The sequence below is a fragment of the Billgrantia sp. C5P2 genome, assembly GCF_051062895.2.
In genome coordinates this window covers 4,499,468-4,522,127 of sequence record NZ_CM128542.1, presented here as the reverse complement: position 1 = coordinate 4,522,127, position 22,660 = coordinate 4,499,468, and the positions used below count along the sequence as shown (strand labels likewise).

Below are 22,660 nucleotides of genomic sequence, written 5' to 3'. Positions count from 1 at the left end.
CGCTCCGGTTTTCTGTTGTCCAAGCAAGAAAGCGGCGACAAAAAATCCCCGCCGAAGCAGGGTGAAGAGACGTCATGGCCAAGCATCGCTGATGGAGCGGCTACCGGCTCATTGCTTGGCAATCCATTCGTGGGCCGGGTCGTTGTGGAACTTCCATTTGCGCTTGGGACCCGCCATCACGTTCAGGTAATAGAGCTCGTAGCCGTGAGGAGCACCCACGGGATGGTAGCCACGCGGCACCATCACGCAGCAGCCATCCTCCACCGCCATGGTTTCGTCCAGGCTTCGGTCGTCGGTATAGACGCGCTGAAAGGCGAAACCCTGGGGGGGATCGATACGGTGGTAGTAGGTCTCCTCCAGAAATGACTCCTGCGGCAGATTATCCTCATCGTGCTTGTGCGGCGGGTAGCTGGACCAATTACCGGCGGGGGTGTAGACCTCCACCACCAGCAGACTGTCCGCCGGCTCGGTTTCCGGCAGAATGTCCTGGATATGGCGCGTGTTGGTGCCGCTTCCGCGCGTGCTGCGCTTGATCCGTCCCGGGTCGATCAGGCGTGGCTCGTGGTTGCCATGGCCGGGCGCGCTGCAAACCGCCAGCTCGAGGTCGGTGACGGCCTCGACGCTGTAGCTCACCCCGTCGGGAAGATAGACGGCAAGGGGCGGGCGCTTCTCGAAGACATCCATGCGTTCGCCGATGTTCTCCCAGCGGTGCTCGCCGCTGCTGACGGTGGCGCGGCCGGAGAGCAGCACCAGGCAGTGCTCGCGGTCTTCGGTGCTGGCCTCGATTCGCTGCCCGGGAACGAGCCGGTGCACGCGAAAGCCGACGTATTCCCAGCCGGCGGATTCGGGGGTGACTTCCAGCACGGTGCCCTGGGCATCGGGTGGCTGTGGACGTACCAGTAGCGTTGCCATGATCCCTCCTGTCGCGATCAGTGAATGGAGTCCAGCGCGATACGACGTCCTTCGCGCAGCGAGCGTTCGGCGGCCTCGGCCAGGCGCAGCGCCTCGAGGCCATCCCGGGCACCGGCCAGCGGGGCACGCCGCTCCCGCCAGGCGTTCACGAAGTCGTCGATTTCTCGACGGTAGGCTTCGGCATAGCGCTCCAGGAAGAACCACTTGGGCTTCTCTTCCACCTGGCCGGGCTCGCCGGTAAAACGCAGCCGTGTCTCGCTCTCGTTCTGGGCTTGCAGCATGCCGGCACTGCCGAACGCCTCGATGCGCTGGTCGTAGCCGTAGCAGGCGCGGCGCGAGTTGCCGATATGGCAGAGGCGCCCACTGCCGGTGGTCAGGGTGACCATGGCGGTGTCGATGTCGCCGGCCTCGCCGATGGCGGGGTCGATCAGGCAGCTGCCCTCGGCGTGGACGTGGGCGATCGGTTCGTCGAGCAGCCAGCGGGCCATGTCGAAGTCGTGGATCATCATGTCGCGGAACAGACCGCCCGAGGCGCCGATATACTCGGCGGGCGGCGGCGCCGGGTCGCGGCTGATGATGGTCAGCATCTCGAGGCTGCCGATCCGGCCCTCGCTCACTGCCCGCTTCAGGGCGACGAATTGCGGATCGTGCCGACGGTTGAACCCCAGGGCGCAGGTGACCGGATGCGCCTGCAGCACCTGGAGCGCCTCTCGAGTGCGCGCCAGGTCGAGAGCGATGGGCTTTTCGCAGAGTATCGCCTTGCCGGCGCGCGCGGCGCGCTCCAGGTAGTCGGCATGGGTGGGCGTGCTGGAGGCGATCAGCACGGCATCGATATCCGGGGTCTCGAATACCGCATCTGCGCTCAGCACACGGCAGCCGTAGGTCGAGGCCAACGCCTCGGCGGCCTCGCTGTGGTAATCGGCCACGGCGGCGAGCGTCACATCGGGGTGTCGGTCGATGGCTTGGGCATGGACCTTGCCAATGCGTCCGGCGCCGATCAGGGCGAGCTTCATGAAGGATTCCTCTCTCTCGTTCGGCAATGGCCGCGATGACTTCAGGCGCGCTCGATGTCGCTGTCGCTCGCGGAGCGGTCTCGGGCCTTTTCCTGACGAACCCCCAGGGCGATCGCCAGGGTCTGGGTCAGGCACAGTGAGGCCGCCAGCCCGCGAAAACTCTTCACCTCGGCCTCGTGGACGATCAGAGCGACATCGGCAATCCGCGCCAGCGGGCTCAAGCTCGAGTCGGTGATCACCACCAGGGGAATGCCGCGCTGTCGCGCCTCGTCGGCCGCCTGCCGGCTCTCTTCGGCGTAGGGCGAAAAGCTCACCACCAGCAGGGCATCGCGCGCGCCGATGGCCTTGACCTGCTCACCCTGCATGCCGCCCAGGCCGTTGATCAAGAAGGCCCGCTTCTCGATGTGGTGGAACGCATAGGCGGCATAGCTCGCCACCACGAAGCTTCGGCGCGTGCCAAGCACGTGCACGATCTCGGCCTGCTCGAGCAGATCGAGAGCGTGCTCCAGGTTCTGCGGGTCGATACGCGCCGGCAACTGGTCGAGCACGTCACGGTTCGCCTCGGCGAATTCCCACAGCAGTTGGGTGCTGTCGGGCGTCTCTCCCGTGGCGCTGCGAACGGCGCGAATGCGCTCGGTGTAGTTGGGCAGCTCGTCCACCAGGCGTGAGCGGAACAGCTGCTGCATCTCCGAGAATCCCTTGAAGCCAAACGAATTGGCGAAACGGATCAGGGTGGAGGGAGTGACGCCCGCCTGCTCGGCCAGCCTGGCGACGGTGGCGAAGGCCACCTCCTGGGGGTGGTCGAGCAGGAAGCGAGCCGTCTGCTGCAGACGGCGACTCAGGGAGGCGTACTCCTCCGTGACGCGTGCCTCCAGCTCGTTGAAATCCTGCGGTGTCTGATTCATGTGGTGGCCTGCCTCGCCCGGTCGCATTACGGCTCTGTGTCGAGTCGCTGATCGCAGTCTAGTATCTTGGAATAAATATTCCATTTATACCAAAGTATAGAATAAATGATTTGTTAAATTTCAAGAATGGAATCTATATTTCATACGCCGCATCGCTACCGATAGGCAAACGACAACAAGAGGAAACAACCCATGGCACGTCTCATTCACAGGCTGCTCGCCTCGACAATGGCAGCGGCTCTCATGGCAGGGTCGGCCCAGGCTCAGGACAGTTCCCGCTTCATCATGGTGACCCACGGCGTTCCCTCCGACCCGTTCTGGTCCGTGGTCAAGAACGGCGCCGAAGATGCCGCCGAGCAGGTCGGCGCGACGCTGGAGTACCGGGCGCCCTCCACCTTCGACATGGCCCAGATGCAGCAGCTCATCGATGCCGCCGTCGCGTCGGGCCCGGATGGCCTGATCGTCTCCTTTACCGATGAGGACGCCCTGGGCGGTGTCGTCCAGAAGGCCGCCGACAACAACATTCCGGTGATCACCATCAATTCCGGTGGGGACGTGGCGAGCCAGTACGGCACCCGGCTGCATATCGGGCAGAGCGAATACGAGGCGGGCAAGCAGGCCGCCGAACGCATGCGGGAGATGGGCGCGGAGAAGGGGCTTTGCGTCAACCACGAGCAGGGCAACCAGGGGCTCGACCGCCGCTGTGACGGGTTCAGCGAAGGCTTCGACGGCAACGCCGAGCAGTTGGCCACCTCCCACGACCCTGTCGAGATCCGTAACGCCATCGTGGCCTATCTCAACCAGCACGACGATATCGACGCCATCCTGACCCTGGGGACGCTGGCCGCCGAGCCGCTGGTCCGTGCCATGCGCGAACACGGGGCCACGGACATGTTCACCCTGGGCACGTTCGATCTCTCTCCCAGCACGCTCGAGGCGCTGGAGCAGGGCGAGCTGGACTTTGCCATCGACCAGCAGCAGTACCTGCAAGGCTATCTGCCGGTGATCTTCCTCGATCAGTTCGTCAAGAACGGCATGCTGCCGGCCGGGGACGTACCGACGGGTCCGGGCTTCGTGACCCAGCAGAATGCCAGCCAGGTGATCGAGCTGAGCAAGCAGGGAATTCGCTGACCGCAACGTAACCGCAATGGCCCGGCAACGGCCGGGCCGTGGGAGTCGACCATGAAGTCCAACGCATCCCCTCAACCCGCCGACGCGGCGCTGGCACCGCAGGATGAGCGCCTGCGGAGGATCCCGTTCTGGAAGAAGGCGTTGAGCCGCCCCGAGCTTGGCGCGCTGGCCGGTACCATCCTGGTCCTGGTGTTCTTTCTCGTCGTCGCCAGGGGGACCGGCATGTTCACGCCGTCCGGCGTCCTCAACTTCCTCGAGGTGGCAGCACAGTTGGGCATCATCGCCACCGCCGCCGCACTGCTGATGATCGGCGGTGAATTCGATCTCTCCATCGGTTCGATGATCGGGCTGGCCGGCATCCTGATCGCCATCCCCGTGGTGCAATACGGCTGGCCGTTGTGGGCGGCGATTCTGCTGGCCTTCTCCTGTGCGGCGCTGGTGGGCGCCACCAACGGTTACCTGGTCAACCGGACCGGGTTGCCGTCCTTTATCGTCACGCTGGGCTTCCTGTTCATTCTGCGCGGTCTGGCCATCGGCATCAGCCGTCTGCTGACGGGGCGCACCCAGATCGGCGGCATTCACCAGCACGTACCCGGCGACTGGATGGCCGCCCTGTTCTCGGGCGAGGTCGCGACGGGACTGTTCGGCTGGATGGCGGCGCAGGGCTGGATCGCCACCAATTTCGCTGGCAACCCGGTGGTCACCGGCATCCCGATCTCCATCGTCTGGTGGCTGGGCCTGACCGCCGTGGCGACCTGGGTCCTGCTCTGCACCCCCTACGGCAACTGGATCTTCGCCAGCGGTGGCGATGCCAATGCCGCGCGGAACTCCGGCGTTCCAGTGCATCGGGTCAAGATCTCGCTGTTCATGTTCACTGCCTTCTCGGCCACCGTCTTCGCCTGCCTGCAGGTAATGGATACCGGCTCGGCCGATACCATTCGCGGACTGCTCAAGGAGCTCGAGGCGATCATTGCCGTGGTGATCGGTGGTGCGCTGCTCACCGGGGGCTACGGCTCGGCGATCGGCGCGGCCTTGGGGGCGCTCATCTTCGGGCTGGTGCAGATGGGGATCTTCTATACGGGGGTGAACACCGACTGGTTCCAGGTCTTCCTCGGCGCGATGCTGCTGGTGGCCGTGCTGTTCAACAATTTCATGCGCAAGAAGGCGATGGAGGCCAAGTGACATGAGCGAACGTACGCCCACGATCGAGATGCACAACGTCAGCAAGCATTTCGGCAGCGTCATCGCCTTGAGCGAGATTTCGATGAAGGTGCATGCCGGCGAGGTCATGTGCCTGCTCGGCGACAACGGTGCAGGCAAGTCGACGCTGATCAAGACGCTGTCGGGGGTCTACCGGCCCACCGAAGGGGAACTGCTCCTCGAGGGCAAGCCGGTCCGCTTCAAGTCGCCGGCCTACGCCCTGGATGCCGGCATCGCCACCGTCTATCAAGACCTGGCGATGATCCCGCTGATGTCGATCACGCGTAACTTCTTCATGGGCCGCGAACCCACCGTGGGGTGGGGGCCCTTCAAGCGCATCAACTGGAAGCATGCCGACCGAGTCGCCAAGCAGGAGATGGCCAAGATCGGCATCGACGTACGCGACCCCGGCCAGCCGGTAGGCACGCTCTCGGGCGGCGAGCGCCAATGCGTGGCCATCGCCCGGGCAGTCTACTTCGGCGCCAAGGTACTGATCCTCGACGAGCCGACCTCGGCGCTGGGCGTCAAGCAAGCGTCGGTCGTGCTGCGTTACATCGCCAAGGCCCGGGCCGATGGCCTGGCGGTCATCTTCATTACCCACAACGTGCACCATGCCTACCCCGTGGCGGATGCCTTCACCCTGCTCAAGCGTGGCACCAGCCTGGGCACCTTCCGCAAGGAGGCGATAAGCCGCGAAGAGGTGCTCAACATGATGGCGGGCGGGGCCGAGATGGAGAGCCTCGATGCGGAACTCGCCGAGTTCCAGCGCAGCGACCAGGAGGGCAAGGCGAAGCGAGACGGCAACACGGCTTCCCTTCCGGGCGGCCCCCAGCAGGCTTACGCCGCGGGTGACCAATGAGCGTCAAGGAGTGCGCGATGACGACGGATGTGCCGGGGAGAGCGTCGCCCTTCGTATTGGCGGTCTGCGCCGAGATGGTGTTCCGTGAGCTGCCGATGGCGCAGAGGGTGCGGCGAATCGATGCGCTCGGCTTCGAGGTGGAGATCTGGGACTGGACACGCCATGACGTCGACGCGCTCGCCCGCACCGGTGCCACCTTCTCCTCAATGACAGGCTACGTGCGCGGCACGCTGGCCGATGAGCAGGGGGCCGAGGAGATGGTGCGCACGGCACGGGAGTCCCTCGAGGTCGCCAGAAAGCTGGGCATCCCGCGGCTGAACCTGCATGGCACCGGTCTCGACGGGCGTGGCATGCCGGTCGAGCCGGTCTGCGAGACCACCGGGGCCATGTGGCTCAAGGCCCACGATACCCTGAACCGTCTGGCGGACCTGGGCCAGGCTCACGGCGTCACTTTCGTGCTGGAGAACCTGAATACCGCCGTGGATCACCCGGGCGTGCCGTTCGCCAGGGCGAGCGACGTGATGGCGCTGGTGGCCAGCGTCGATCGGCCGGAGGTACGCATGATGCTGGACCTCTACCACGCGCAGATCGGCGAGGGCAATTTGATCGAGCTGGTACGCCGCTGCGCGCCCTACCTCGGCGAAGTGCAGGTTGCCGACGTGCCCGGGCGCTGCGAGCCCGGTACCGGCGAGATCCATTACCCCGCCATCGCCCGGGCGCTACGCGATATCGGCTATCGAGGCTGTGTCGGTTTCGAAGGCTGGGCGTCGGGCGACGACGAGCTCGCCCTGCGCCGTTTCGCGGATGCCTTCACCCTTTGATTCCCTCGCCTCGGGCTCGCCCCGAGGCGAGCGTACGACATGCGACGTGGAGAGACGACATGCATGATTCCCAACACGACGACAGGCCGCTGGACCTGATCTGCCTCGGCCGCGTCGCCGTCGATCTCTATGCACAACAGCTCGGCAGCCGTCTGGAGGACGTCGCCAGTTTCGCCAAGTACCTGGGTGGCAGCTCCGGCAACGTGGCCTACGGCACCGCCCGACTGGGGTTGAGGTCGGCCATGCTCTCGCGGGTGGGCAACGAGCAGATGGGCAACTTCGTGCGCGAGGAGCTCGAGCGCGTGGGGGTCGACACCACGGCGCTGCAGACCGACCCGGAGCGTCATACCGGCCTGGTGCTGCTGGCGCTGAAGGATCGCGAGACGTTTCCCCTGCTGTTCTATCGTCGCGATTGCGCCGACATGGCCATCGACAGCGAAGAGATCGACCCGGCCTTCGTCGGTCGCGCTCGGGCCTTGGCCATCACCGGGACCCATCTCTCCACCGAGGCGACTCGGCGCGCCTGCCGCAAGGCACTGGACGCGGCCGGCGAACACGGCGTCAAGCGCGTACTCGACATCGACTATCGGCCGGTACTGTGGGGCCTGACGAGCCCCGGCGACGGCGAGACGCGTTTCGTCGCCGACGCCGAGGTCACCGCCGACCTTCAGCGCTGGCTACCCGATTTCGACCTCATCGTCGGCACCGAGGAGGAGTTCCACATCGCCGGGGGCTGCACCGATACTCTGACAGCGCTGCATGCGGTGCGCGAGATCAGCGACGCCACCCTGGTCTGCAAGCTGGGTGCGCAGGGCTGCGTGATCTTCGAGGGCGAGATCCCCGATCGCATCGAGCAAGGCCTATTGGTCGAGGGTGTGCCGGTGGAGGTGCTCAACGTGCTGGGGGCCGGCGACGCCTTCATGAGCGGCTTGCTGCGGGGCTGGCTGTACGACGAGGACTGGGCGACCAGCGCCACCTACGCCAATGCCTGCGGCGCTCTGGTGGTGTCGCGCCATGGCTGCGCTCCGGCCATGCCCACCGAGGAGGAGCTGTTCGACTACCTGGCCCGCCGCGACGCGGTGGCGCACCCCGACAAGGACGAGCGCCTCAACCATCTGCATCGCGTCACCACCCGCTCGCCCACCGAGTGGCCGGAAGTGTGCGGACTGGCCTTCGACCATCGTCGTCAACTCACCGATATGGCTCGCGAAGTGCGGGCCGATCCGCAGCGCATTCCGGAACTCAAGCGGCTACTGGTACGTGCTGCGGAGAGCGGGGCTCGGCAGGCCGGGATATCTCAGCCGGCCATCCTGGTCGACGATGTCTTCGGCCAGGATGCGCTCAATGATGCCACCGGCCGCGGCTGGTGGATGGGGCGACCCGTGGAGCTGCCCGGCTCGCGCCCGCTGCGCTTCCAGCATGGCGACGACCTGGGCAGTCGGCTGGATCAATGGCCGCGCGAGCACATCATCAAGTGCCTGGTGTTCTACCATCCGGACGACCCGCTGGCGCTTCGCCTGGACCAGGAAGCCCGCCTGCGCCAGCTCTACCGGGTCGCCTGCGAGAGCGGCCTGGAACTGCTGCTGGAGGTAATCCCGCCGGCTGACATGCCGATGGACGAGAGGACACTGCCGCGTAGCCTGCAGCGCTTCTACCACCTGGGGATACGTCCCGACTGGTGGAAGCTGCCGACGCTCTCGGATGCTGCCTGGCAGGCGGTCGGTCGGGTCATCGACGCACAGGACCCGCACTGCCGGGGCGTGGTGCTGCTGGGGCTGGATGCGCCCATGGAGGAAATGAAGCGCGGCTTCGTGGCCGCGGCTCGACAGCCTCAGTGCAAGGGCTTCACCGTAGGCCGGACGCTGTTTGCCGCCGCCAGCCGCGAGTGGCTGGCGGGGGGCATCAATGACGCTCAACTGATCGAGCGGGTGGCAGCCAATTATGCCGAACTGATCCAGGAGTGGCAGCGCCTGCGCCATGCCGCTCCCCAGCGGGAGGAGGCACTGACATGAGCACCGTACGTCTGACCATGGCCCAGGCCCTGGTTCGCTACCTGGCGGCCCAGCGCATCGAGAGCGAGGGCCAGGAGATGCCTCTGTTCGCCGGTGTCTTCGCCATCTTCGGTCATGGCAACGTGGCCGGTCTCGGCGAAGCGCTCTATCACGTCCGGGATGCGCTGCCGACACTGCGCGCCCACAACGAGCAGACCATGGCCCATGCCGCCATCGCCTTCGCCAAGGCGCATGGGCGACGACGCATGATGGCCGCGACAAGCTCCATCGGGCCGGGGGCGACCAACATGGTCACTGCCGCAGCGCTGGCTCACGCCAACCGGCTGCCGGTGCTGTTGCTGCCCGGCGATACCTTCGCCACTCGCGAGCCCGACCCGGTGCTGCAGCAGGTCGAGCACTTCGGCGACCCGACGATAACGGTCAACGACTGCTTTCGCCCGGTATCGCGCTACTTCGACCGCATCACCCGGCCCGAGCAACTGCTGACCAGCCTGCCCCAGGCGATCGCCACGCTGCTCGACCCCGAACACTGCGGCCCGGCGACCCTGGCGCTGCCCCAGGACGTGCAGACCTTCGCCTACGACTATCCCGAGGCCTTCTTCGCGCCGAGGGTTCATCGCCTTCGTCGCCCCCAGCCGGATCCCCGGGAACTGGAGGCGGCCATCGCCGCTCTGGCCGACGCCGAGCGCCCGCTGATCATCGCCGGGGGCGGGGTGCACTATGCCGACGCCTGCGCGCGACTCGCCGACTTCGCCCAGACTCATGGCGTACCGGTGGCCGAGACCCAGGCCGGCAAGGGGGTTCTGCCCGATGTTCACCCCTGCGCGATGGGCGCCATCGGCGTCACCGGCAGCGAGGCCGCCAATCGCCTGGCCGAGCAGGCCGATGTCATCCTGGCCGTGGGCACGCGGCTCCAGGACTTCACGACGGGATCGCGCGCGCTGTTCGAGCGCGACGACCTGACCCTGGTGGCCCTGAACGTGGGTCGCTTCGATAGCCTCAAGCACCGCGCTGTGCCGTTGACCGGCGATGCCCTCGATGGTCTGACGGCACTCGACATTGGGCTCGCCGAATGGCGCGCCAGCGACGGCTGGCGCGAGCGGGCAGGCAGCCTCAAGCGGGCATGGGCAGAAGTAGTGGCGCGGGTCACCGCCGACGATGGCCGCGACCTGCCCACCGACGCCCAGGTGATCGGTGCCGTCAATCGCCAGGCCGGCGAGGATGGCACGGTGGTGTGCGCCGCCGGCGGGCTGCCCGGTGAGCTGCACAAGCTGTGGCAGTGCGCTGGCCCCGGCAGCTATCACGTGGAGTACGGCTACTCCTGCATGGGATACGAGATCGCCGGTGGCCTGGGGGTCAAGATGGCCCGGCCCGAGCGCGAGGTGTTCGTCATGGTAGGCGACGGCAGCTACCTGATGCACAACTCGGAGCTCGCCACCTCGGTCATGCTGGGTCACAAGCTGGTCGTGGTGGTGCTCGACAATCGCGGCTTCGGCTGCATCAACCGCCTGCAGCAGGCCACCGGCGGTGCCGGCTTCAACAACCTGCTGGCGGACTGTCGCTCAGTGCCGGAAGGGGCACCCAAGACCGATTTCGCCGCCCATGCCCGCGCGCTGGGTTGCCGGGCCGAGAGCGTGCGCGGCATCGCCGGGCTGGAACAGGCCCTGGTACGGGCCCGCCAGGCCAGCGGCACCTATGTCATCGCTCTCGACACCGATCCGCTGCCCAGCACCGAGGAGGGCGGTGCCTGGTGGGACGTGGCGGTTCCCGAGGTCTCCGAGCGCGAGCAAGTCCGCCAGGCGTATGCGGGATACTGCGAGGCCAAGCAGCGCCAGCAGCGTTGATTCCATTCGATAAAGAACATGGCGGATGGCGCCGTCCGCTTCGCCAAGGAGCATGCCGATGAGCAGTGTACGCTTGGGGATCAATCCCCTCACCTGGACCAACGACGACCTGCCGAGCCTCGGCGCCGACACGCCGCTGGAGGTTTGCCTCGAGGAGGGGCGCGAGGCCGGCTTCGCCGGTTTCGAGCTCGGCAACAAGTTTCCGCGCACGCCCGGGGCACTTTCCGAGGTGCTGGATCGCTTCGATCTGGCGCTGGTTTCCGGCTGGTATTCCGCCCGATTGCTCGAGCGCAGCCCCGAGGAGGAGGTCGAAGCCGTTCAGGATCATCTCGAGCTGCTCAAGCAGTGTGGCGCCAAGGTGATGGTGTTCTGCGAGGTGAGTCGCTGTGTCCACGGCAACCGGGGAGTGCCTCTATCGCAGCGGCCGCATTTGGACGATGCCGACTGGCAGCGTCTCACCGAAGGATTGAACGTGGTCGGCGACTACCTCAGAGAGCAAGGCATTCAGCTGGTCTACCACCATCATCTGGGCACCGTGGTGGAGAGCCAGCAGGACGTCGAGCGCATGCTCGACAATACCCGTGACTGCGTGGGCCTGCTGCTCGACCTGGGCCACCTGCGTGGCGCCGGCGGCGACCCTCTCGCCATCACCCAGCGCTACGCTTCGCGGATCAGGCACGTGCACTGCAAGGACGTGCGCTATCCGGTCCTGGAGGAGCTGCGCAATCGCGACAAGAGCTTCCTCGATGCTGTCCTCGACGGCCTGTTCACCGTGCCGGGCGATGGCGACGTCGACTTCCTGCCCACCCTGACCCTCCTGCGCGAGACCGGCTACCGCGGCTGGCTGGTGGTGGAGGCCGAACAGGACCCAGAGATCGCGCATCCACTCACCTATGCCCGCATGGGGTATCGCAATCTGCGCGCCCTGGCCGAGCAGGCCGGGTTCCGGATCGTCGATTGATCTTCCCATGCGACCCGCGACGTGGTTCATGGCCCCGTTTCGTCCCGCAGACTTGTCAGGAGAGCGGTCAGGATGCAGACGCTGAAATTTGGTCTTATCGGTACCGGTTACATGGGCAAGGCCCATGCGATCGCCCTCAGGGCCGCCCCCGTCGTCTTCCAGTTGCCCACTCACCCGGTCTGCGAACTGTTGGCCGAGGTCGACGACGAACTGGCCTCGCGCAAGGCCAGAGAGCTGGGCTTCGCCCGGTCCACCGGCGACTGGAAGGCGTTAATCAGCGACCCCGATGTCGATGTGGTAGACATCTGCTCGCCCAACTTCCTGCACAAGGCGATGGCGCTTGCCGCCATCGCCGCCGGCAAGCATGTCTACGCCGAGAAGCCGCTGGCACTTTCGGCCGGCGATGCGCAAGAGATGGTCGAGGCCGCCGAACGAGCCGGGGTGCGGACGTTGGTGGGCTTCAACTATATCCGCAACCCGGCGTCCCAACTGGCCCGGGAAATCGTCGCCAGCGGCGAAATCGGCGAGCTGATCCATTTCCGCGGTCGCCACAACGAGGACTACATGGCCGACCCCGAGCTGCCCCACGGCTGGCGCACCCGGCGCGAGGCAGCAGGGGCCGGGGCGCTGGGCGACGTGGGGTCGCACATCCTCAACATGGCGGAATATCTCACTGGCCAGCGAGTCGCCGAGGTGTTCGGGCAACTGCAGACGGTCATTTCTCGCCGGCCTCTCATAGACGGCAGCGGCATGGGCGAGGTGGAGAACGACGACCAGGCCCAGGCGCTGCTGCGCTTCGATAGCGGCCTTATCGGGAATATCGAGACATCCCGGGTCGCTGTCGGCCGCAAGATGGGCCTCGCCTATACCCTTACCGGCACCAAGGGCTCGATCCTCTTCGATCAGGAGCGCATGAGCGAGCTGCAGCTCTACCAGAACGAAGGGTCCAAGGAGCGCCGCGGTTTCCGCACGCTGCTGATGGGCCCCGAGCACCCCGACTACGCCGCATTCAGCCCCGCCCCGGGCCATGGGCTGGGCTACAACGACCAGAAGGTCATCGAGATACGCGACTTGGTGGAAGGCATCGTGACGGGGCGGCCGCTTTATCCCGACTTCCGCGAGGCATGGCGGGTCAATTGCATGATCGAGGCCATCGAGCGGTCGCATGTCGAAGGGAGATGGGTTCGCGTCGTGGCGTGATACACCGATGGCCTGCCGGGGCGGCCACCGACGAGGACGATATCGACCTCGACGATTGAGGCTGCCTTGGCCGGCCTCCGGTCGAGCCGATCGAACCGCGCACGCCCAAGCGTGCGCGGTTTTTCCCATGAAGAGAGAGGTTACTCGGGAATATGCCAGGTTTCCGGGCACTCCCGGCTCTGGAACAGGCGCTGGGCGGTGGTGGCATTGCGACGCTCGGCAAGCGCTTCGCGACCCTCGCTGAGGGTATCCATCATTCCCGGACGGGGATGACGAACGGTCAGCAGGGTCAGCTCGTCCCGCCGGGCGACCTCGTAGTCGGCTTCGAGTGATTCGATCATGGGCTTCAGCCGCTCGGGCTTGTCGTCGAGGCAGAGAGCAAAGCGCATGGCACTGCTGTCGATCAGGTTCGCGTGCAGGCCGGCCTCCACCAGGCGGCCGAGGATATCGTGCTGGCGCGGTTCGTCCATGAACGAGAAGTCACGCGGGCGCACCTCCAGCCAGACCTGGTTTTCACGCAGAGTGCAGGAGGCCACGTCGGCATCGAAGCGGCGCTCGGCGTCGATCACGGTGGGGGCGGCGTCGGGCGTCTCGAAGGAGCGCACCATGAGCGGAATCGATTTCTCCTGCAGCGGGCCCAAGGTCTTGGGATGGATCACCTTGGCGCCGTGCCAGGCCAGTTCGGTGGCCTCGGCATAAGAGATTCGCTTGAGCTGCACGGCGTTGTCGAAGCGCCGGGGATCGGCGTTGTAGAGCCCGGCGACGTCCTTCCAGATCACCACCTCGCGAGCATCGAGACAGTGGGCGAAGATCGCCGCGCTGAAGTCCGAGCCCTCACGCCCCAGCGTGGTCGAATCACCTTCCGCCGTGCCGCCGATGAAGCCCTGGGTCAGGACCACCCGCTCGCTTTGCGCCAGGCGTCCGCAGACGGTCTCGGCGGTGGCCGCCCAGTCGAGGTTGGCGGCCTGGTGGCAGGCGTCAGTGCGTACCAGCTCACGGGCATCGTGCCAGTCGGTGGCAATGCCGCTGTGGTTGAGCCAGGCCGCGACGATGGTGGTCGAGATAAGCTCGCCGTAGCAGACGGTCTGGTCGTAGTGCTTGGCATAGGTGTCACGCCGATGCTTGCGATGCTGGGCATCGAGTTCATCGAACAGGGTATCGACGCGCTCGGCAGGTGAATCCCGCGAAGTGCCGAACAGGGACTCGATCGCCTCGCGATGCTCGGCCTGCAGCGCCTCGAGGCACTCGCGGTAATCGTCTCTTCGGCCCTCGTCGCGGGCGGCGGCGAGAAGCGCTTCCAGCTTGTTGGTGGTCTTGCCCATGGCCGAGACCACCACAACCAGCGGTCGGTTCTCGTGGGCCTCGATCAACGGGGTCAGGTGGCGAATGGCATCGGCATCCTTGATCGAGGCGCCGCCGAACTTGAACACGGTCGTCATTCCGACTCTCCCTGTCTGGTGTCATCGTGCCTTAACCATGGTGCATATCTGCGGATAGCGAAAGGGGCACCCGGCTTGCTATGCAAGTAACGGTGCAGAAACGAAAAAAGCCCCCGAAGGGGCTTTTCTTGGCTGGCTGAGCGCCTAGCTCAGGCGCTCCTTGTAGGCCTCATAGCCGAAGCGCTTCACCGTGCGCACCTCGCGGCTGACCTCGTCGACCCGGCAGATCGACGGCAGGCGAATGCCGTTGAAGGTGGTGGTCTTGACCATGGTGTAGTGGGCCATGTCGGTGAACACCAGGCGGTCGCCGATCTCGAGCGGTTCGTCGAACGAGTAGCGGCCGATCACGTCGCCGGCGAGACACGTCGTGCCGCCCAGGCGATAGGTATGAGCCTTCTCGTCCGGCTCGCCGGCGTCGATGATGTGCGGCCGATAGGGCATCTCCAGCACATCGGGCATATGTGCGGTGGCGGAGGTGTCGAGGATGGCGTTGGGGCCGTCGTTCTCGACGATATCCAGCACCGTGCACACCAGGTAGCCGGTATTCAGCGCGATCGCCTCGCCTGGCTCCAGGTAGACGGTGAGATGCGGATGGCGCTCGCGAAACCCGCGAATCACCCGCACCAGCCGCTGGATGTCGTAGTCGGGGCGGGTGATGTGATGTCCGCCGCCGAAATTGACCCATTGCTTGTCGGCGAGGTACTGCCCGAACTTGGCCTCGAACGCCTCCAGCGTATGCTCCAGGGCGTCGCTGTTCTGCTCGCACAGGGTGTGGAAGTGCAGCCCCTCGATCCCGGCGAGGTCGGCCCCCTCGAAATCCACCGCCCGCGTGCCCAGCCGTGAGCCGGGCGCACAGGGATCGTAGATCGCCACCTTGCCTTCGGAGTACTCCGGGTTCACCCGCAATCCGCAGGAGACCTCGCGCGGCGCCGCCGCGACGGTATCGCGGAAGCGCTGCCATTGCCCCGGGGAATTGAAGCTGACGTGGTCGGCGTACTGCAGCACCACGCCCATCTCCTCCTCGGTGAAGGCGGGCGAGTAGACATGCACCTCGCCGCCGAAGGTCTCCGCGCCCAGGCGCGCCTCGTCCTGGCCGCTGGCGGTAGTGCCGACCAGGTACTGGCTGACCAGCGGGAAGGTGTCCCACATGGCGAAGCCCTTCAGCGCCAGCAGGATCCTCGCGCCACTCTCCTCCTGGACCTGCCGCAGCAGCTCAAGGTTGCGGCGCAGCAGCGCGTCGTCGACCACATAGGCCGGCGACGGGCAGGCATGGATGTCGAAGTCGAGTCGTGTCATGCCAGCGGATCGTGCTCCGGATCCAGCTCGACCACCTGCCACGGCAGGCCCATGTCGCCGATGCGCTCCATGAAGGGGTCCGGGTCGAGCTGCTCGACGTTGAACACGCCCGCGCCCTTCCAGATGCCTTCCAGCATCAGCATGGCGCCTGTCACCGCCGGCACGCCGGTGGTGTAGGAGATCGCTTGGGACTGCACCTCGCGGTAGCACGCCTCGTGGTCGCAGATGTTGTAGATATACACCTTGCGCCGCTTGCCGTCCTTGATGCCGTCGGCAATGATGCCGATGTTGGTCTTGCCCTTGGTGCGCGGGCCGAGCGAGGCCGGGTCGGGCAGCACCGCCTTGAGGAACTGCAGCGGCGAGATCTCGCAGCCGTTCACCTCGATCGGCTCGATGCTGGTCATGCCGACGTTCTCGAGCACCTTGAGGTGGGTGATGTACTTCTCGGAGAAGGTCATCCAGAAGCGGATGCGCTCCAGTCCCTTGATGTTCCGGCTGAGCGACTCGAGCTCCTCGTGGTAGAGCAGGTAGATGTCCTTCTCGCCGATGCCGTCGAAGTCGAACTTGCGCTTCTCGGCCAGCGGCGGGGTTTCCACCCACTCGCCGTTTTCCCAGTAGCGACCGTTCGCGGTGATCTCGCGAATGTTGATCTCCGGGTTGAAGTTGGTGGCGAAGGGGTAGCCGTGATCGCCGCCATTGGCATCGAGGATGTCGATGCGGTGGATCTCGTCGAACAGGTTCTTCTGGGCGTAGGCACAGTAGATGTTGGTCATGCCCGGGTCGAAGCCGCAGCCCAGGGTGGCCATGTTGCCGGCCTCGGCGTAGCGGCCGTGGAACGCCCACTGCTCCTTGTACTCGAACTTGGCCTCGTCCGGGTGCTCGTAGTTGGCCGTGTCGAGGTAGGGCACGCCGGTCTTCAGGCACGCCTCCATGATGGTCAGGTCCTGATAGGGCAGGGCCACGTGGATCAGCACGTCCGGCTTGAACGACTCGATCAGTTGAACGAGGTCGTCGACGCTATCAGCGTCCACCTGGGCCGTCTGTATAGGACGTTTCAGTTGGGCCGCGATGGCCTTGCATTTCTCTTCGTTGCGACTGGCCAGGCAGATCTCGCTGAAGACTTCGGGGTGCTGGGCACACTTGTGGGTGACGACGCCTCCGACGCCACCGGCGCCGATAATCAGGACTTTGCTCATGGGCCTCTCGAATCCAGATCGGGGAATGTCTATGAAAGGGTAGGGTCTTATCGGATTTTCGGCCATCTCGTCATGCCCGTGCCCGATGCCACCCCGGTCTTGCATCGCTTGCGCGCAGATGATGGCTTCCCGTGAAGCCAGGGGCAAGTGATTTTGTGATGAGTCGTTAGACCAAAGCAGGGGGCGACGGAGTTGCAGCGGTGCTTCTGGCCAAGCGGCTCCGATGCCGGCACGACGGCCTCGCTCGGGGGGCGTTCAATCATTCTCGAGCGTCGATAACCTGCGTTATGAATGTCTATATAAGCTTGTGTTTTAGTATGTCGCGACCTAACCACAAGCCGGAGAGGCAAGTGTGACCCTACTCGACAGTGTAGTGATGCAGGGACTTGACCGTCACGGAGCGCTGACGGCTGAAGACAAGGCCCTGTTGCTGGGCCTCGAGCTCAATTCAAGGCGCGTGTCGGCCGGGGAAGTGCTGTGGCAGGAGAGTGCGGATGTGGACCTCTTCTGCGTGATCAAGGAGGGCTGGGCCTACTCCTATCGTAATCTTGGCAATGGTTCGATGCAGATCCTCAAGGTCTACCTGCCCGGCGATATCATCGGCATGCGCGATTTCGGCTTCTCCAGGCGGCTGGCAGGCGTGGCGATGATCAACGATGGCATGATCAGCCCGTTCGCGTATCAGCAGCTGTTCGAGCTCTTCGGACGCTCGCCGGCCCTGGCTGCCGGTATCATCGCCATGGCGGTGCGCCAGCAGGCGATACTCACCGAGCGGCTGGTCTACCTTGGACGCTATGCCGCCCACGAGCGGCTGGCCCACTTTCTCTACGAGCTCTACCTGCGCCTCAAGCGGATCGGCGCCGTGGAGGACAACGGCTTCTTCATGCCGCTGTCGCAGGAGCAGGTCGGCGATGCGCTGGGGCTGAGTGCGGTGCACGTGAGTCGGACCTTCTCCATGTTGCGCGACGAGGAGCTGGTCGTGCGCGACCGTCAGCACGTGACGTTGCCCGATCCGGCGGCACTGGCTCGGCTGGTCGAGTTCAACGACACCTATATCGACGAAGCCTTGCCGCCTGTCTTCCAGAGCTTCGCCTAGCGGCGCGGCCTCTGACCGAACCCGCTTGCTGGTCGCAGCAGAATCGCAGAAACGAAAAAAGCACCTCAAGGAGGTGCTTTTTTCGCTTGATTGGTGGAGGCGGCGGGGATCGAACCCGCGTCCGCCGGCACTCGCTCTTCGGCTCTACATGCTTAGGTCCGTTTTTTGGTTTAACGCATCTGGCTCCAACGGGCAGGATCCAGCTACGCGATTCCTCTAAGATTTAGCGATTGGCGAGAGGACACCACCAACCGCGATCCCATCATTCTTGGCTCATATCCCCTCCGCGATGAATGGGCACATCGCTTTGGGGCCGGACTAGAAGCTAACAGCTATTAAGCTGCCAGCGCGCCCTGAGCGTAGTTGTCGTCGTTTGCGACTATTTAGTCGTGATGTTGGATTTACGAGATACATCACGCTCTCGGCATGCACCTAGGAGGTTGTCACCGGCGTCGAAGCCATGTCGCCCCCGTAACGACCCATCTTACCAGCATGGGTAACACTATGACACCTGTTGGATGGGTTGGTTCCATCGTTTCCCCGATTCTTGCCGATTCCGGGGAGCCACCTGACGTGGCACATCATATGACACCTCAGGCCTTGGTGTGTTCCCGCATGATGCGCCCTTTCTGCCGCTGCCAATCGCGGTCCTTCTCGGTAGCCCGTTTGTCGTGCAGCTTCTTGCCCGTTACCAGCGCCAGCTCGCACTTCACCTTGTTGCCCTTCCAGTAGAGCTTGAGCGGCACGCAGGTGTGCCCCTTCTCCTGTGAGCGCGAGAAGATCCTGGCGATCTCCTTGCGATGCAGCAGCAGCTTGCGCGTGCGGGAAGGGTCGGCGATCTCGTGAGTGCTGGCGGTATTCAGCGGCGTGATGTGGCTGCCCAGCAGCCAGGCCTCGCCGTCCTTGATCAGGATGTAGGTATCGGTGAGCTGGGCCTTGCCGGCGCGCAGGCTCTTCACCTCCCAGCCGGCCAGCACCAGGCCGGCCTCGAAGGTCTCGTCGATGTGGTATTCGAAGCGAGCCTTCTTGTTCTGGGCGATCATGCTGCTGCCGGGGCCCTTGCCCTTGCCTTTCTTGTTGGCCATGGAACCTCGTGTCAATGTTCTGCCGATGGCGACGTCCCCTTCGATGTGGGGGGAAGCGTGGTACCATTCAAGGCGTGAAATAACCGCTCATGATACGCCCTGGGCACTGTGAAGTCAGCGGAGAGCTCAATGCCAATGGTCAATCGGTCCGCCCTGGTGCGGCACACCCCTCGGGACATGTTCGAACTGGTCAATGACTTCGAGCGCTATCCGGAGTTCCTGCCGGGCTGTCGGCGGGCGCGGCTGCTCGAGCGCGACGAGTCGCACCTGATCGGTGAGATGACCCTGGGCCGGGCGGGTCTCGAGCAGAGCTTCACCACTCGCAACGACCTGATCGAACCCGAGCGCATCGAGATGTCGCTGGTCAGCGGTCCTTTCAAGCGCCTGCGTGGGCGCTGGCTGTTCCTGCCGATGGGCGAAGGCGCCTGCAAGGTGTGCCTGGAGCTGGAGTTCGAATTTGCCAACCGCCTGCTGGGCATGGCTTTCGGCAAGTTGTTCCAGCAGGTGGCCGGCCAACTGGTCGACTCCTTCACACGGCGCGCCGACGAGCTGTACGGGCGCTGACATGGAGCTCGCGGTGGAAGTTGCCTTTGCCCTGCCGGACAAGCAGCGCATCGTCGCGCTCGAGGTACCGGTGGGTACCACGGCGCGACAAGCCGTCGCCCTGGCCGAGCTGGACAGGCTGTTCCCCGAAGTTCCAGCCGCGACTTTTGCCGAGGCGGACCTGGGCATCTTCGGCAAGCTGCTGCGCGACCCCGATGACCACCGCCTGCGCGACGGCGACCGGGTCGAGGTCTATCGTCCGCTCGAAATCGACCCCAAGGCGGAACGAGCCCGGCGCGCAGAGCGTGCCGGGCGCTAGCGAAGCGCGCTGGGCTAGCGAACGAGCGGTTCGGTCGACGCCGGCTCGCCGCCTTGCGGCAACGTGCCGCCGGCGTCAGGCGCACGCTCCGGTACCGCTTCGGGCTGGCTCTGGGGCATCATGCCGGCGGGGTCGGAACCCTCGGCCGCCGGGCCGATGTCGTCCTGCGCGCGCAGTTCGATGTCCTCGGCGAAGTTACCTTCCTGCTGGATGTTGACCAGACGCTCGCCGTCGAAGGTCAGCGTCAGCCGCCGCTGCTGCACGCCGCCGTAGGCCTCGTCTAGGCGGAACACGTAATCCCACTGATTGGCATCGAAGGGCGCTTCCAGCAGCGGCCTGCCCAGCAGGTCGACGACCTGGGCGCGGCTCAAGCCGGGCTGGAGCTGCTGGACCATGCCCTCGGTGATGTAGTTGCCCTGGGGGAGGTCACGCTTGTAGACACAGCCGCTGACCACGGTCAGGGCGATGACGAGGGGGAGGGTTTTGATCAGCTTTTGCATTTGTGTCCGTTCTTCACTATCGTGGATTCGGTCGATCATACCCGACCCTACCTGATACTGCGAAGAGCGAACATGGCCGACCAGAACCATGAACTGCGCAAGGCGGGCCTCAAGGTCACCTTGCCCCGAGTGAAGATCCTGCAGATCCTCGAGAATGCCACGGGTCAGCACCACCTGAGCGCCGAGGATGTCTACAAGACCCTGCTGGAAGCCGGGGAGGACGTTGGCTTGGCCACCGTCTATCGCGTGCTGACCCAGTTCGAGTCGGCAGGCCTGGTGATCCGCCACAACTTCGATGGCGGCCATGCCGTGTTCGAGATCTCCCAGGAGGAGCACCACGACCACATGGTGTGCCTCGACAGCGGCGAGATCATCGAATTCTTCGACGAGACCATCGAGCGCCGCCAGCGGGAGATCGCCGAGGAGCACGGCTTCGAGCTCGTCGATCATGCCTTGGTGCTCTACGTGCGTCCGCGCGGTTCCAATACCACGCGTCAGGACGGTTCGACTCGCAAGTAAGCTCTTACTTCCTGCCCGGCGATACGAAACGGCCCCGATCCACGATCGGGGCCGTTTGCGTAGCGGTGTATTCCCTTCGGCGGGCCCTAGTGCGAGGCACCCAGTTGGCTGGCATCGAGCATTTCCCGGGCATGGGCCAGGGTGCGATCGGAAAGATTGACCCCGCCGAGCATGCGCGCCAGCTCGCTGACCCGGCCGGCTTCGTCGAGCAGCGCCATGCGCGTCAGAGTGGCATTGCGCTTGGCCTGTTTCTCGATATGCAGGTGGTGATGCGCCTGGGCCGCCACCTGGGGCAGGTGGGTCACGGTCATGACCTGACCATTGTCGCCCAGTCGACGCAACAGCTGGCCGACGATTTCAGCGGTGGCGCCGGAGATGCCCACGTCCACTTCGTCGAACACCAGGCTGGGGATGGTCGAGTGGCGTGCCGCCACTACCTGGATCGCCAGGCTGATACGCGACAGCTCGCCGCCGGAAGCGACCTTGGCCAGCGGGCGCGGCGGCTGGCCGGGATTGGCGCTGATCAGGAAGCGTACCTCCTCCATGCCGTCCGGCTGCGGTGACTGTCGGGCCTCGACTTCCACCTCGAAGCGCGCCTTGCCCATGGCCAGGAAGGCGAGCTGCTCCTGTACCGCCTTGCCGAACTTTCCCGCCGCCTGGCGGCGAGCCTCGCCGACCGCGCGCGCCTGTTCGCGCCAGGCATCGCGCAGCGCCTCGACCTCGCCGCGCAGCGCCTCGAGGTCGTGCTCGCCGCCTTCGAGGCTCTCCAGTTCGGATTGCAGCCGCTGATGGAGTGCGGGCAGCTCCTCCGGCATCACGTGATGCTTGCGCGCGATGCGGTGGACCTCGCTGAGACGCGACTCCACCCAGGCTAGCCTCTCGGGGTCCAGCTCGGTGGTATCGGCGAAGCGGTTGAGTTCGCGTACGGCCTCCTCGACCTGGATGCGCGCCTCGCCAAGCATGGCCAGTACCTCGGCCAACGTGCCGCGGTCGCTTCCCGGCAGCGGGTCGAGCCGCTGCGTGGCCTGGTTGAGCAGTGACAGCACGCCGCCTTCGTCGCCATCGCAGCATTCGGCCGCCACCTGCGCCTCGCGTAGCGTCTCCTCGGCGTGAGCGAGCTGCTCCTGTTCGTGCTCCAAAGTGGCGAGTTCTTCCTCGCCCAATGCCAGGAGATCGAGCTCATCGACCTGGTAGCGCAGCAACTGGCGGCGCGCCTGCACCTCGTCGCCGCTCTCGGTCAGCTGTTTCAGACGGCGCCGAGCTGCTTGCCAGCGGCGAAAGGTCTCGGTCAGCTCGCCCACGGCGCCACGGTTGCCGGCGAAGTCATCGAGCAGGCGCAGGTGAGTCTCCTCGCGCAGCAGCAGTTGATGAGCGTGCTGGCCGTGGATCTCGACCAGGCGTTCGCCCAGCGCCTTGAGATCGGCCACGGTGGCCGGCTGGCCGTTGATCCACGCCTTGGAGCGGCCATTGACCGTTACCACGCGGCGAAGCAGGCAGTCATCGGCGGGAAGTTCGCGTTCCGAGAGCCAGGCGCGGGCGGCCGGCAGGCTGGCGATGTCGAAGCGCGCCGAGAGGTCGGCGCGTTCGCAGCCGTGACGCACGCTGCCGGCATCGGCACGTTCGCCCAGGCACAACCCCAGTGCGCCGAGCAGGATCGACTTGCCGGCGCCGGTCTCGCCGGTGATGGCCGTCATGCCGCCGGCAAGTTCCAGGTCGAGGCTGTCGACGATGGCGTAATCGCGAATGGCGAGCTGAATCAGCATGGGACCTCCCGGCGGCCGGCAAAAGGGCTGGATATCCATACACATT

The 22,660-nt window shown here is 65.3% G+C and carries 21 protein-coding genes and 1 other RNA gene; 12 read left to right on the top strand and 10 right to left on the bottom strand.

Annotation, left to right across the window (positions count from 1 at the left end; translation table 11 throughout):
• Nucleotides 1-108: 108 nt before the first annotated feature.
• Genes iolB through ACRWQA_RS21055 form a run of 3 tightly spaced genes read right to left on the bottom strand, consistent with a single transcriptional unit; the run spans nt 109 to nt 2,830 of the window.
• Nucleotides 109-912 (bottom strand): 5-deoxy-glucuronate isomerase, encoded by an 804-nt coding sequence (gene iolB / locus ACRWQA_RS21065; RefSeq protein WP_434231016.1) that lies wholly within the window; start codon nt 910-912, stop codon nt 109-111.
• Nucleotides 913-929: 17 nt separating this feature from the next.
• Entirely contained in the window at nt 930-1,925 is a 996-nt protein-coding gene (iolG, locus tag ACRWQA_RS21060; protein WP_434231014.1) for an inositol 2-dehydrogenase, read from the bottom strand.
• A 41-nt stretch (nt 1,926-1,966) separates the two neighbouring features.
• The gene (locus ACRWQA_RS21055; RefSeq protein WP_263581661.1) at nt 1,967-2,830 is read right to left on the bottom strand and encodes a MurR/RpiR family transcriptional regulator; all 864 of its coding nucleotides are present in this window, start codon (nt 2,828-2,830) and stop codon (nt 1,967-1,969) included.
• 192 nt (nt 2,831-3,022) lie between these two features.
• Here ACRWQA_RS21055 and ACRWQA_RS21050 point away from each other — a divergent pair, with 192 nt between their 5' ends.
• The 8 genes from ACRWQA_RS21050 to ACRWQA_RS21015 all read left to right on the top strand — a co-directional run bounded on the left by ACRWQA_RS21050 (nt 3,023) and on the right by ACRWQA_RS21015 (nt 12,858).
• Complete coding sequence (locus tag ACRWQA_RS21050; RefSeq protein ID WP_434231011.1) at nt 3,023-3,961, top strand: sugar ABC transporter substrate-binding protein; 939 nt, start codon at nt 3,023-3,025, stop codon at nt 3,959-3,961.
• 51 nt (nt 3,962-4,012) lie between these two features.
• Nucleotides 4,013-5,143, top strand: coding sequence for an ABC transporter permease (locus ACRWQA_RS21045; RefSeq protein WP_263581659.1), 1,131 nt, complete (start codon nt 4,013-4,015; stop codon nt 5,141-5,143).
• 1 nt (nt 5,144) lies between these two features.
• A complete protein-coding gene (locus tag ACRWQA_RS21040) occupies nt 5,145-6,020 on the top strand; it encodes an ATP-binding cassette domain-containing protein (protein ID WP_434231008.1) in 876 nt (291 codons plus the stop codon).
• Nucleotides 6,021-6,037: 17 nt separating this feature from the next.
• Nucleotides 6,038-6,841, top strand: a complete 804-nt coding sequence (locus ACRWQA_RS21035; protein WP_263581657.1) for a TIM barrel protein — start codon at nt 6,038-6,040, stop codon at nt 6,839-6,841.
• A gap of 59 nt (nt 6,842-6,900) precedes the next feature.
• Nucleotides 6,901-8,853, top strand: coding sequence for a bifunctional 5-dehydro-2-deoxygluconokinase/5-dehydro-2-deoxyphosphogluconate aldolase (locus tag ACRWQA_RS21030; protein WP_434231005.1), 1,953 nt, complete (start codon nt 6,901-6,903; stop codon nt 8,851-8,853).
• Complete coding sequence (iolD, locus tag ACRWQA_RS21025; protein WP_434231003.1) at nt 8,850-10,697, top strand: 3D-(3,5/4)-trihydroxycyclohexane-1,2-dione acylhydrolase (decyclizing); 1,848 nt, start codon at nt 8,850-8,852, stop codon at nt 10,695-10,697. Before ACRWQA_RS21030 ends, iolD begins: the two co-directional genes overlap by 4 nt.
• A gap of 58 nt (nt 10,698-10,755) precedes the next feature.
• A complete protein-coding gene (gene iolE, locus ACRWQA_RS21020; RefSeq protein WP_434231001.1) occupies nt 10,756-11,658 on the top strand; it encodes a myo-inosose-2 dehydratase in 903 nt (300 codons plus the stop codon).
• A 72-nt stretch (nt 11,659-11,730) separates the two neighbouring features.
• The gene (locus ACRWQA_RS21015) at nt 11,731-12,858 is read left to right on the top strand and encodes a Gfo/Idh/MocA family protein (protein WP_434230999.1); all 1,128 of its coding nucleotides are present in this window, start codon (nt 11,731-11,733) and stop codon (nt 12,856-12,858) included.
• A 140-nt stretch (nt 12,859-12,998) separates the two neighbouring features.
• On the opposite strand, the gene ACRWQA_RS21010 is transcribed toward ACRWQA_RS21015, so the two are convergent.
• The 3 genes from ACRWQA_RS21010 to ACRWQA_RS21000 form a co-directional block, all read right to left on the bottom strand.
• Nucleotides 12,999-14,297 carry an aspartate kinase gene (locus ACRWQA_RS21010; RefSeq protein WP_434230997.1) on the bottom strand — a complete coding sequence of 433 codons (1,299 nt, stop codon included), beginning with the start codon at nt 14,295-14,297 and terminating at the stop codon, nt 12,999-13,001.
• A 144-nt stretch (nt 14,298-14,441) separates the two neighbouring features.
• Nucleotides 14,442-15,593, bottom strand: a complete 1,152-nt coding sequence (gene nspC, locus ACRWQA_RS21005) for a carboxynorspermidine decarboxylase (RefSeq protein ID WP_434230995.1) — start codon at nt 15,591-15,593, stop codon at nt 14,442-14,444.
• Nucleotides 15,590-16,789 carry a saccharopine dehydrogenase family protein gene (locus tag ACRWQA_RS21000; protein ID WP_263581649.1) on the bottom strand — a complete coding sequence of 400 codons (1,200 nt, stop codon included), beginning with the start codon at nt 16,787-16,789 and terminating at the stop codon, nt 15,590-15,592. The genes nspC and ACRWQA_RS21000 overlap by 4 nt, the downstream gene beginning before the upstream one ends.
• A 352-nt stretch (nt 16,790-17,141) precedes the next feature.
• Here ACRWQA_RS21000 and ACRWQA_RS20995 point away from each other — a divergent pair, with 352 nt between their 5' ends.
• Nucleotides 17,142-17,885: a Crp/Fnr family transcriptional regulator gene (locus ACRWQA_RS20995; protein WP_263581648.1), complete on the top strand. Its 744-nt coding sequence runs from the start codon at nt 17,142-17,144 to the stop codon at nt 17,883-17,885.
• Between the two features lie 91 nt (nt 17,886-17,976).
• Here the strand turns inward: ACRWQA_RS20995 and ssrA are convergent.
• Nucleotides 17,977-18,356, bottom strand: a transfer-messenger RNA (tmRNA) gene (gene ssrA, locus ACRWQA_RS20990).
• Between the two features lie 122 nt (nt 18,357-18,478).
• Nucleotides 18,479-18,970 carry an SsrA-binding protein SmpB gene (gene smpB, locus ACRWQA_RS20985; RefSeq protein ID WP_263581647.1) on the bottom strand — a complete coding sequence of 164 codons (492 nt, stop codon included), beginning with the start codon at nt 18,968-18,970 and terminating at the stop codon, nt 18,479-18,481.
• A gap of 129 nt (nt 18,971-19,099) precedes the next feature.
• Here smpB and ACRWQA_RS20980 point away from each other — a divergent pair, with 129 nt between their 5' ends.
• Nucleotides 19,100-19,534, top strand: a complete 435-nt coding sequence (locus tag ACRWQA_RS20980; protein WP_167119411.1) for a type II toxin-antitoxin system RatA family toxin — start codon at nt 19,100-19,102, stop codon at nt 19,532-19,534.
• 1 nt (nt 19,535) lies between these two features.
• Nucleotides 19,536-19,832 (top strand): RnfH family protein, encoded by a 297-nt coding sequence (locus ACRWQA_RS20975; protein WP_263581646.1) that lies wholly within the window; start codon nt 19,536-19,538, stop codon nt 19,830-19,832.
• A 14-nt stretch (nt 19,833-19,846) separates the two neighbouring features.
• Here the strand turns inward: ACRWQA_RS20975 and ACRWQA_RS20970 are convergent, their stop codons facing one another.
• Entirely contained in the window at nt 19,847-20,332 is a 486-nt protein-coding gene (locus ACRWQA_RS20970) for an outer membrane protein assembly factor BamE (RefSeq protein ID WP_263581645.1), read from the bottom strand.
• Between the two features lie 72 nt (nt 20,333-20,404).
• Between ACRWQA_RS20970 and fur the strand changes: the two genes are divergently transcribed.
• A complete protein-coding gene (gene fur, locus ACRWQA_RS20965; RefSeq protein WP_263581644.1) occupies nt 20,405-20,851 on the top strand; it encodes a ferric iron uptake transcriptional regulator in 447 nt (148 codons plus the stop codon).
• Nucleotides 20,852-20,937: 86 nt separating this feature from the next.
• Here the strand turns inward: fur and recN are convergent, their stop codons facing one another.
• Nucleotides 20,938-22,614 carry a DNA repair protein RecN gene (gene recN, locus ACRWQA_RS20960; RefSeq protein ID WP_434230991.1) on the bottom strand — a complete coding sequence of 559 codons (1,677 nt, stop codon included), beginning with the start codon at nt 22,612-22,614 and terminating at the stop codon, nt 20,938-20,940.
• Nucleotides 22,615-22,660: the final 46 nt, after the last annotated feature.

Excerpts from the sequence above, each read along its gene's own strand:
- iolB (WP_434231016.1), bottom strand. The coding sequence starts at position 912 with ATGGCAACGCTACTGGTACGTCCACAGCCACCCGATGCCCAGGGCACC.
- iolG (WP_434231014.1), bottom strand. The coding sequence starts at position 1,925 with ATGAAGCTCGCCCTGATCGGCGCCGGACGCATTGGCAAGGTCCATGCC.
- ACRWQA_RS21055 (WP_263581661.1), bottom strand. The coding sequence starts at position 2,830 with ATGAATCAGACACCGCAGGATTTCAACGAGCTGGAGGCACGCGTCACG.
- ACRWQA_RS21050 (WP_434231011.1), top strand. The coding sequence starts at position 3,023 with ATGGCACGTCTCATTCACAGGCTGCTCGCCTCGACAATGGCAGCGGCT.
- ACRWQA_RS21045 (WP_263581659.1), top strand. The coding sequence starts at position 4,013 with ATGAAGTCCAACGCATCCCCTCAACCCGCCGACGCGGCGCTGGCACCG.
- ACRWQA_RS21040 (WP_434231008.1), top strand. The coding sequence starts at position 5,145 with ATGAGCGAACGTACGCCCACGATCGAGATGCACAACGTCAGCAAGCAT.
- ACRWQA_RS21035 (WP_263581657.1), top strand. The coding sequence starts at position 6,038 with ATGACGACGGATGTGCCGGGGAGAGCGTCGCCCTTCGTATTGGCGGTC.
- ACRWQA_RS21030 (WP_434231005.1), top strand. The coding sequence starts at position 6,901 with ATGCATGATTCCCAACACGACGACAGGCCGCTGGACCTGATCTGCCTC.
- iolD (WP_434231003.1), top strand. The coding sequence starts at position 8,850 with ATGAGCACCGTACGTCTGACCATGGCCCAGGCCCTGGTTCGCTACCTG.
- iolE (WP_434231001.1), top strand. The coding sequence starts at position 10,756 with ATGAGCAGTGTACGCTTGGGGATCAATCCCCTCACCTGGACCAACGAC.
- ACRWQA_RS21015 (WP_434230999.1), top strand. The coding sequence starts at position 11,731 with ATGCAGACGCTGAAATTTGGTCTTATCGGTACCGGTTACATGGGCAAG.
- ACRWQA_RS21010 (WP_434230997.1), bottom strand. The coding sequence starts at position 14,297 with ATGACGACCGTGTTCAAGTTCGGCGGCGCCTCGATCAAGGATGCCGAT.
- nspC (WP_434230995.1), bottom strand. The coding sequence starts at position 15,593 with ATGACACGACTCGACTTCGACATCCATGCCTGCCCGTCGCCGGCCTAT.
- ACRWQA_RS21000 (WP_263581649.1), bottom strand. The coding sequence starts at position 16,789 with ATGAGCAAAGTCCTGATTATCGGCGCCGGTGGCGTCGGAGGCGTCGTC.
- smpB (WP_263581647.1), bottom strand. The coding sequence starts at position 18,970 with ATGGCCAACAAGAAAGGCAAGGGCAAGGGCCCCGGCAGCAGCATGATC.
- ACRWQA_RS20980 (WP_167119411.1), top strand. The coding sequence starts at position 19,100 with ATGCCAATGGTCAATCGGTCCGCCCTGGTGCGGCACACCCCTCGGGAC.
- ACRWQA_RS20975 (WP_263581646.1), top strand. The coding sequence starts at position 19,536 with ATGGAGCTCGCGGTGGAAGTTGCCTTTGCCCTGCCGGACAAGCAGCGC.
- ACRWQA_RS20970 (WP_263581645.1), bottom strand. The coding sequence starts at position 20,332 with ATGCAAAAGCTGATCAAAACCCTCCCCCTCGTCATCGCCCTGACCGTG.
- fur (WP_263581644.1), top strand. The coding sequence starts at position 20,405 with ATGGCCGACCAGAACCATGAACTGCGCAAGGCGGGCCTCAAGGTCACC.
- recN (WP_434230991.1), bottom strand. The coding sequence starts at position 22,614 with ATGCTGATTCAGCTCGCCATTCGCGATTACGCCATCGTCGACAGCCTC.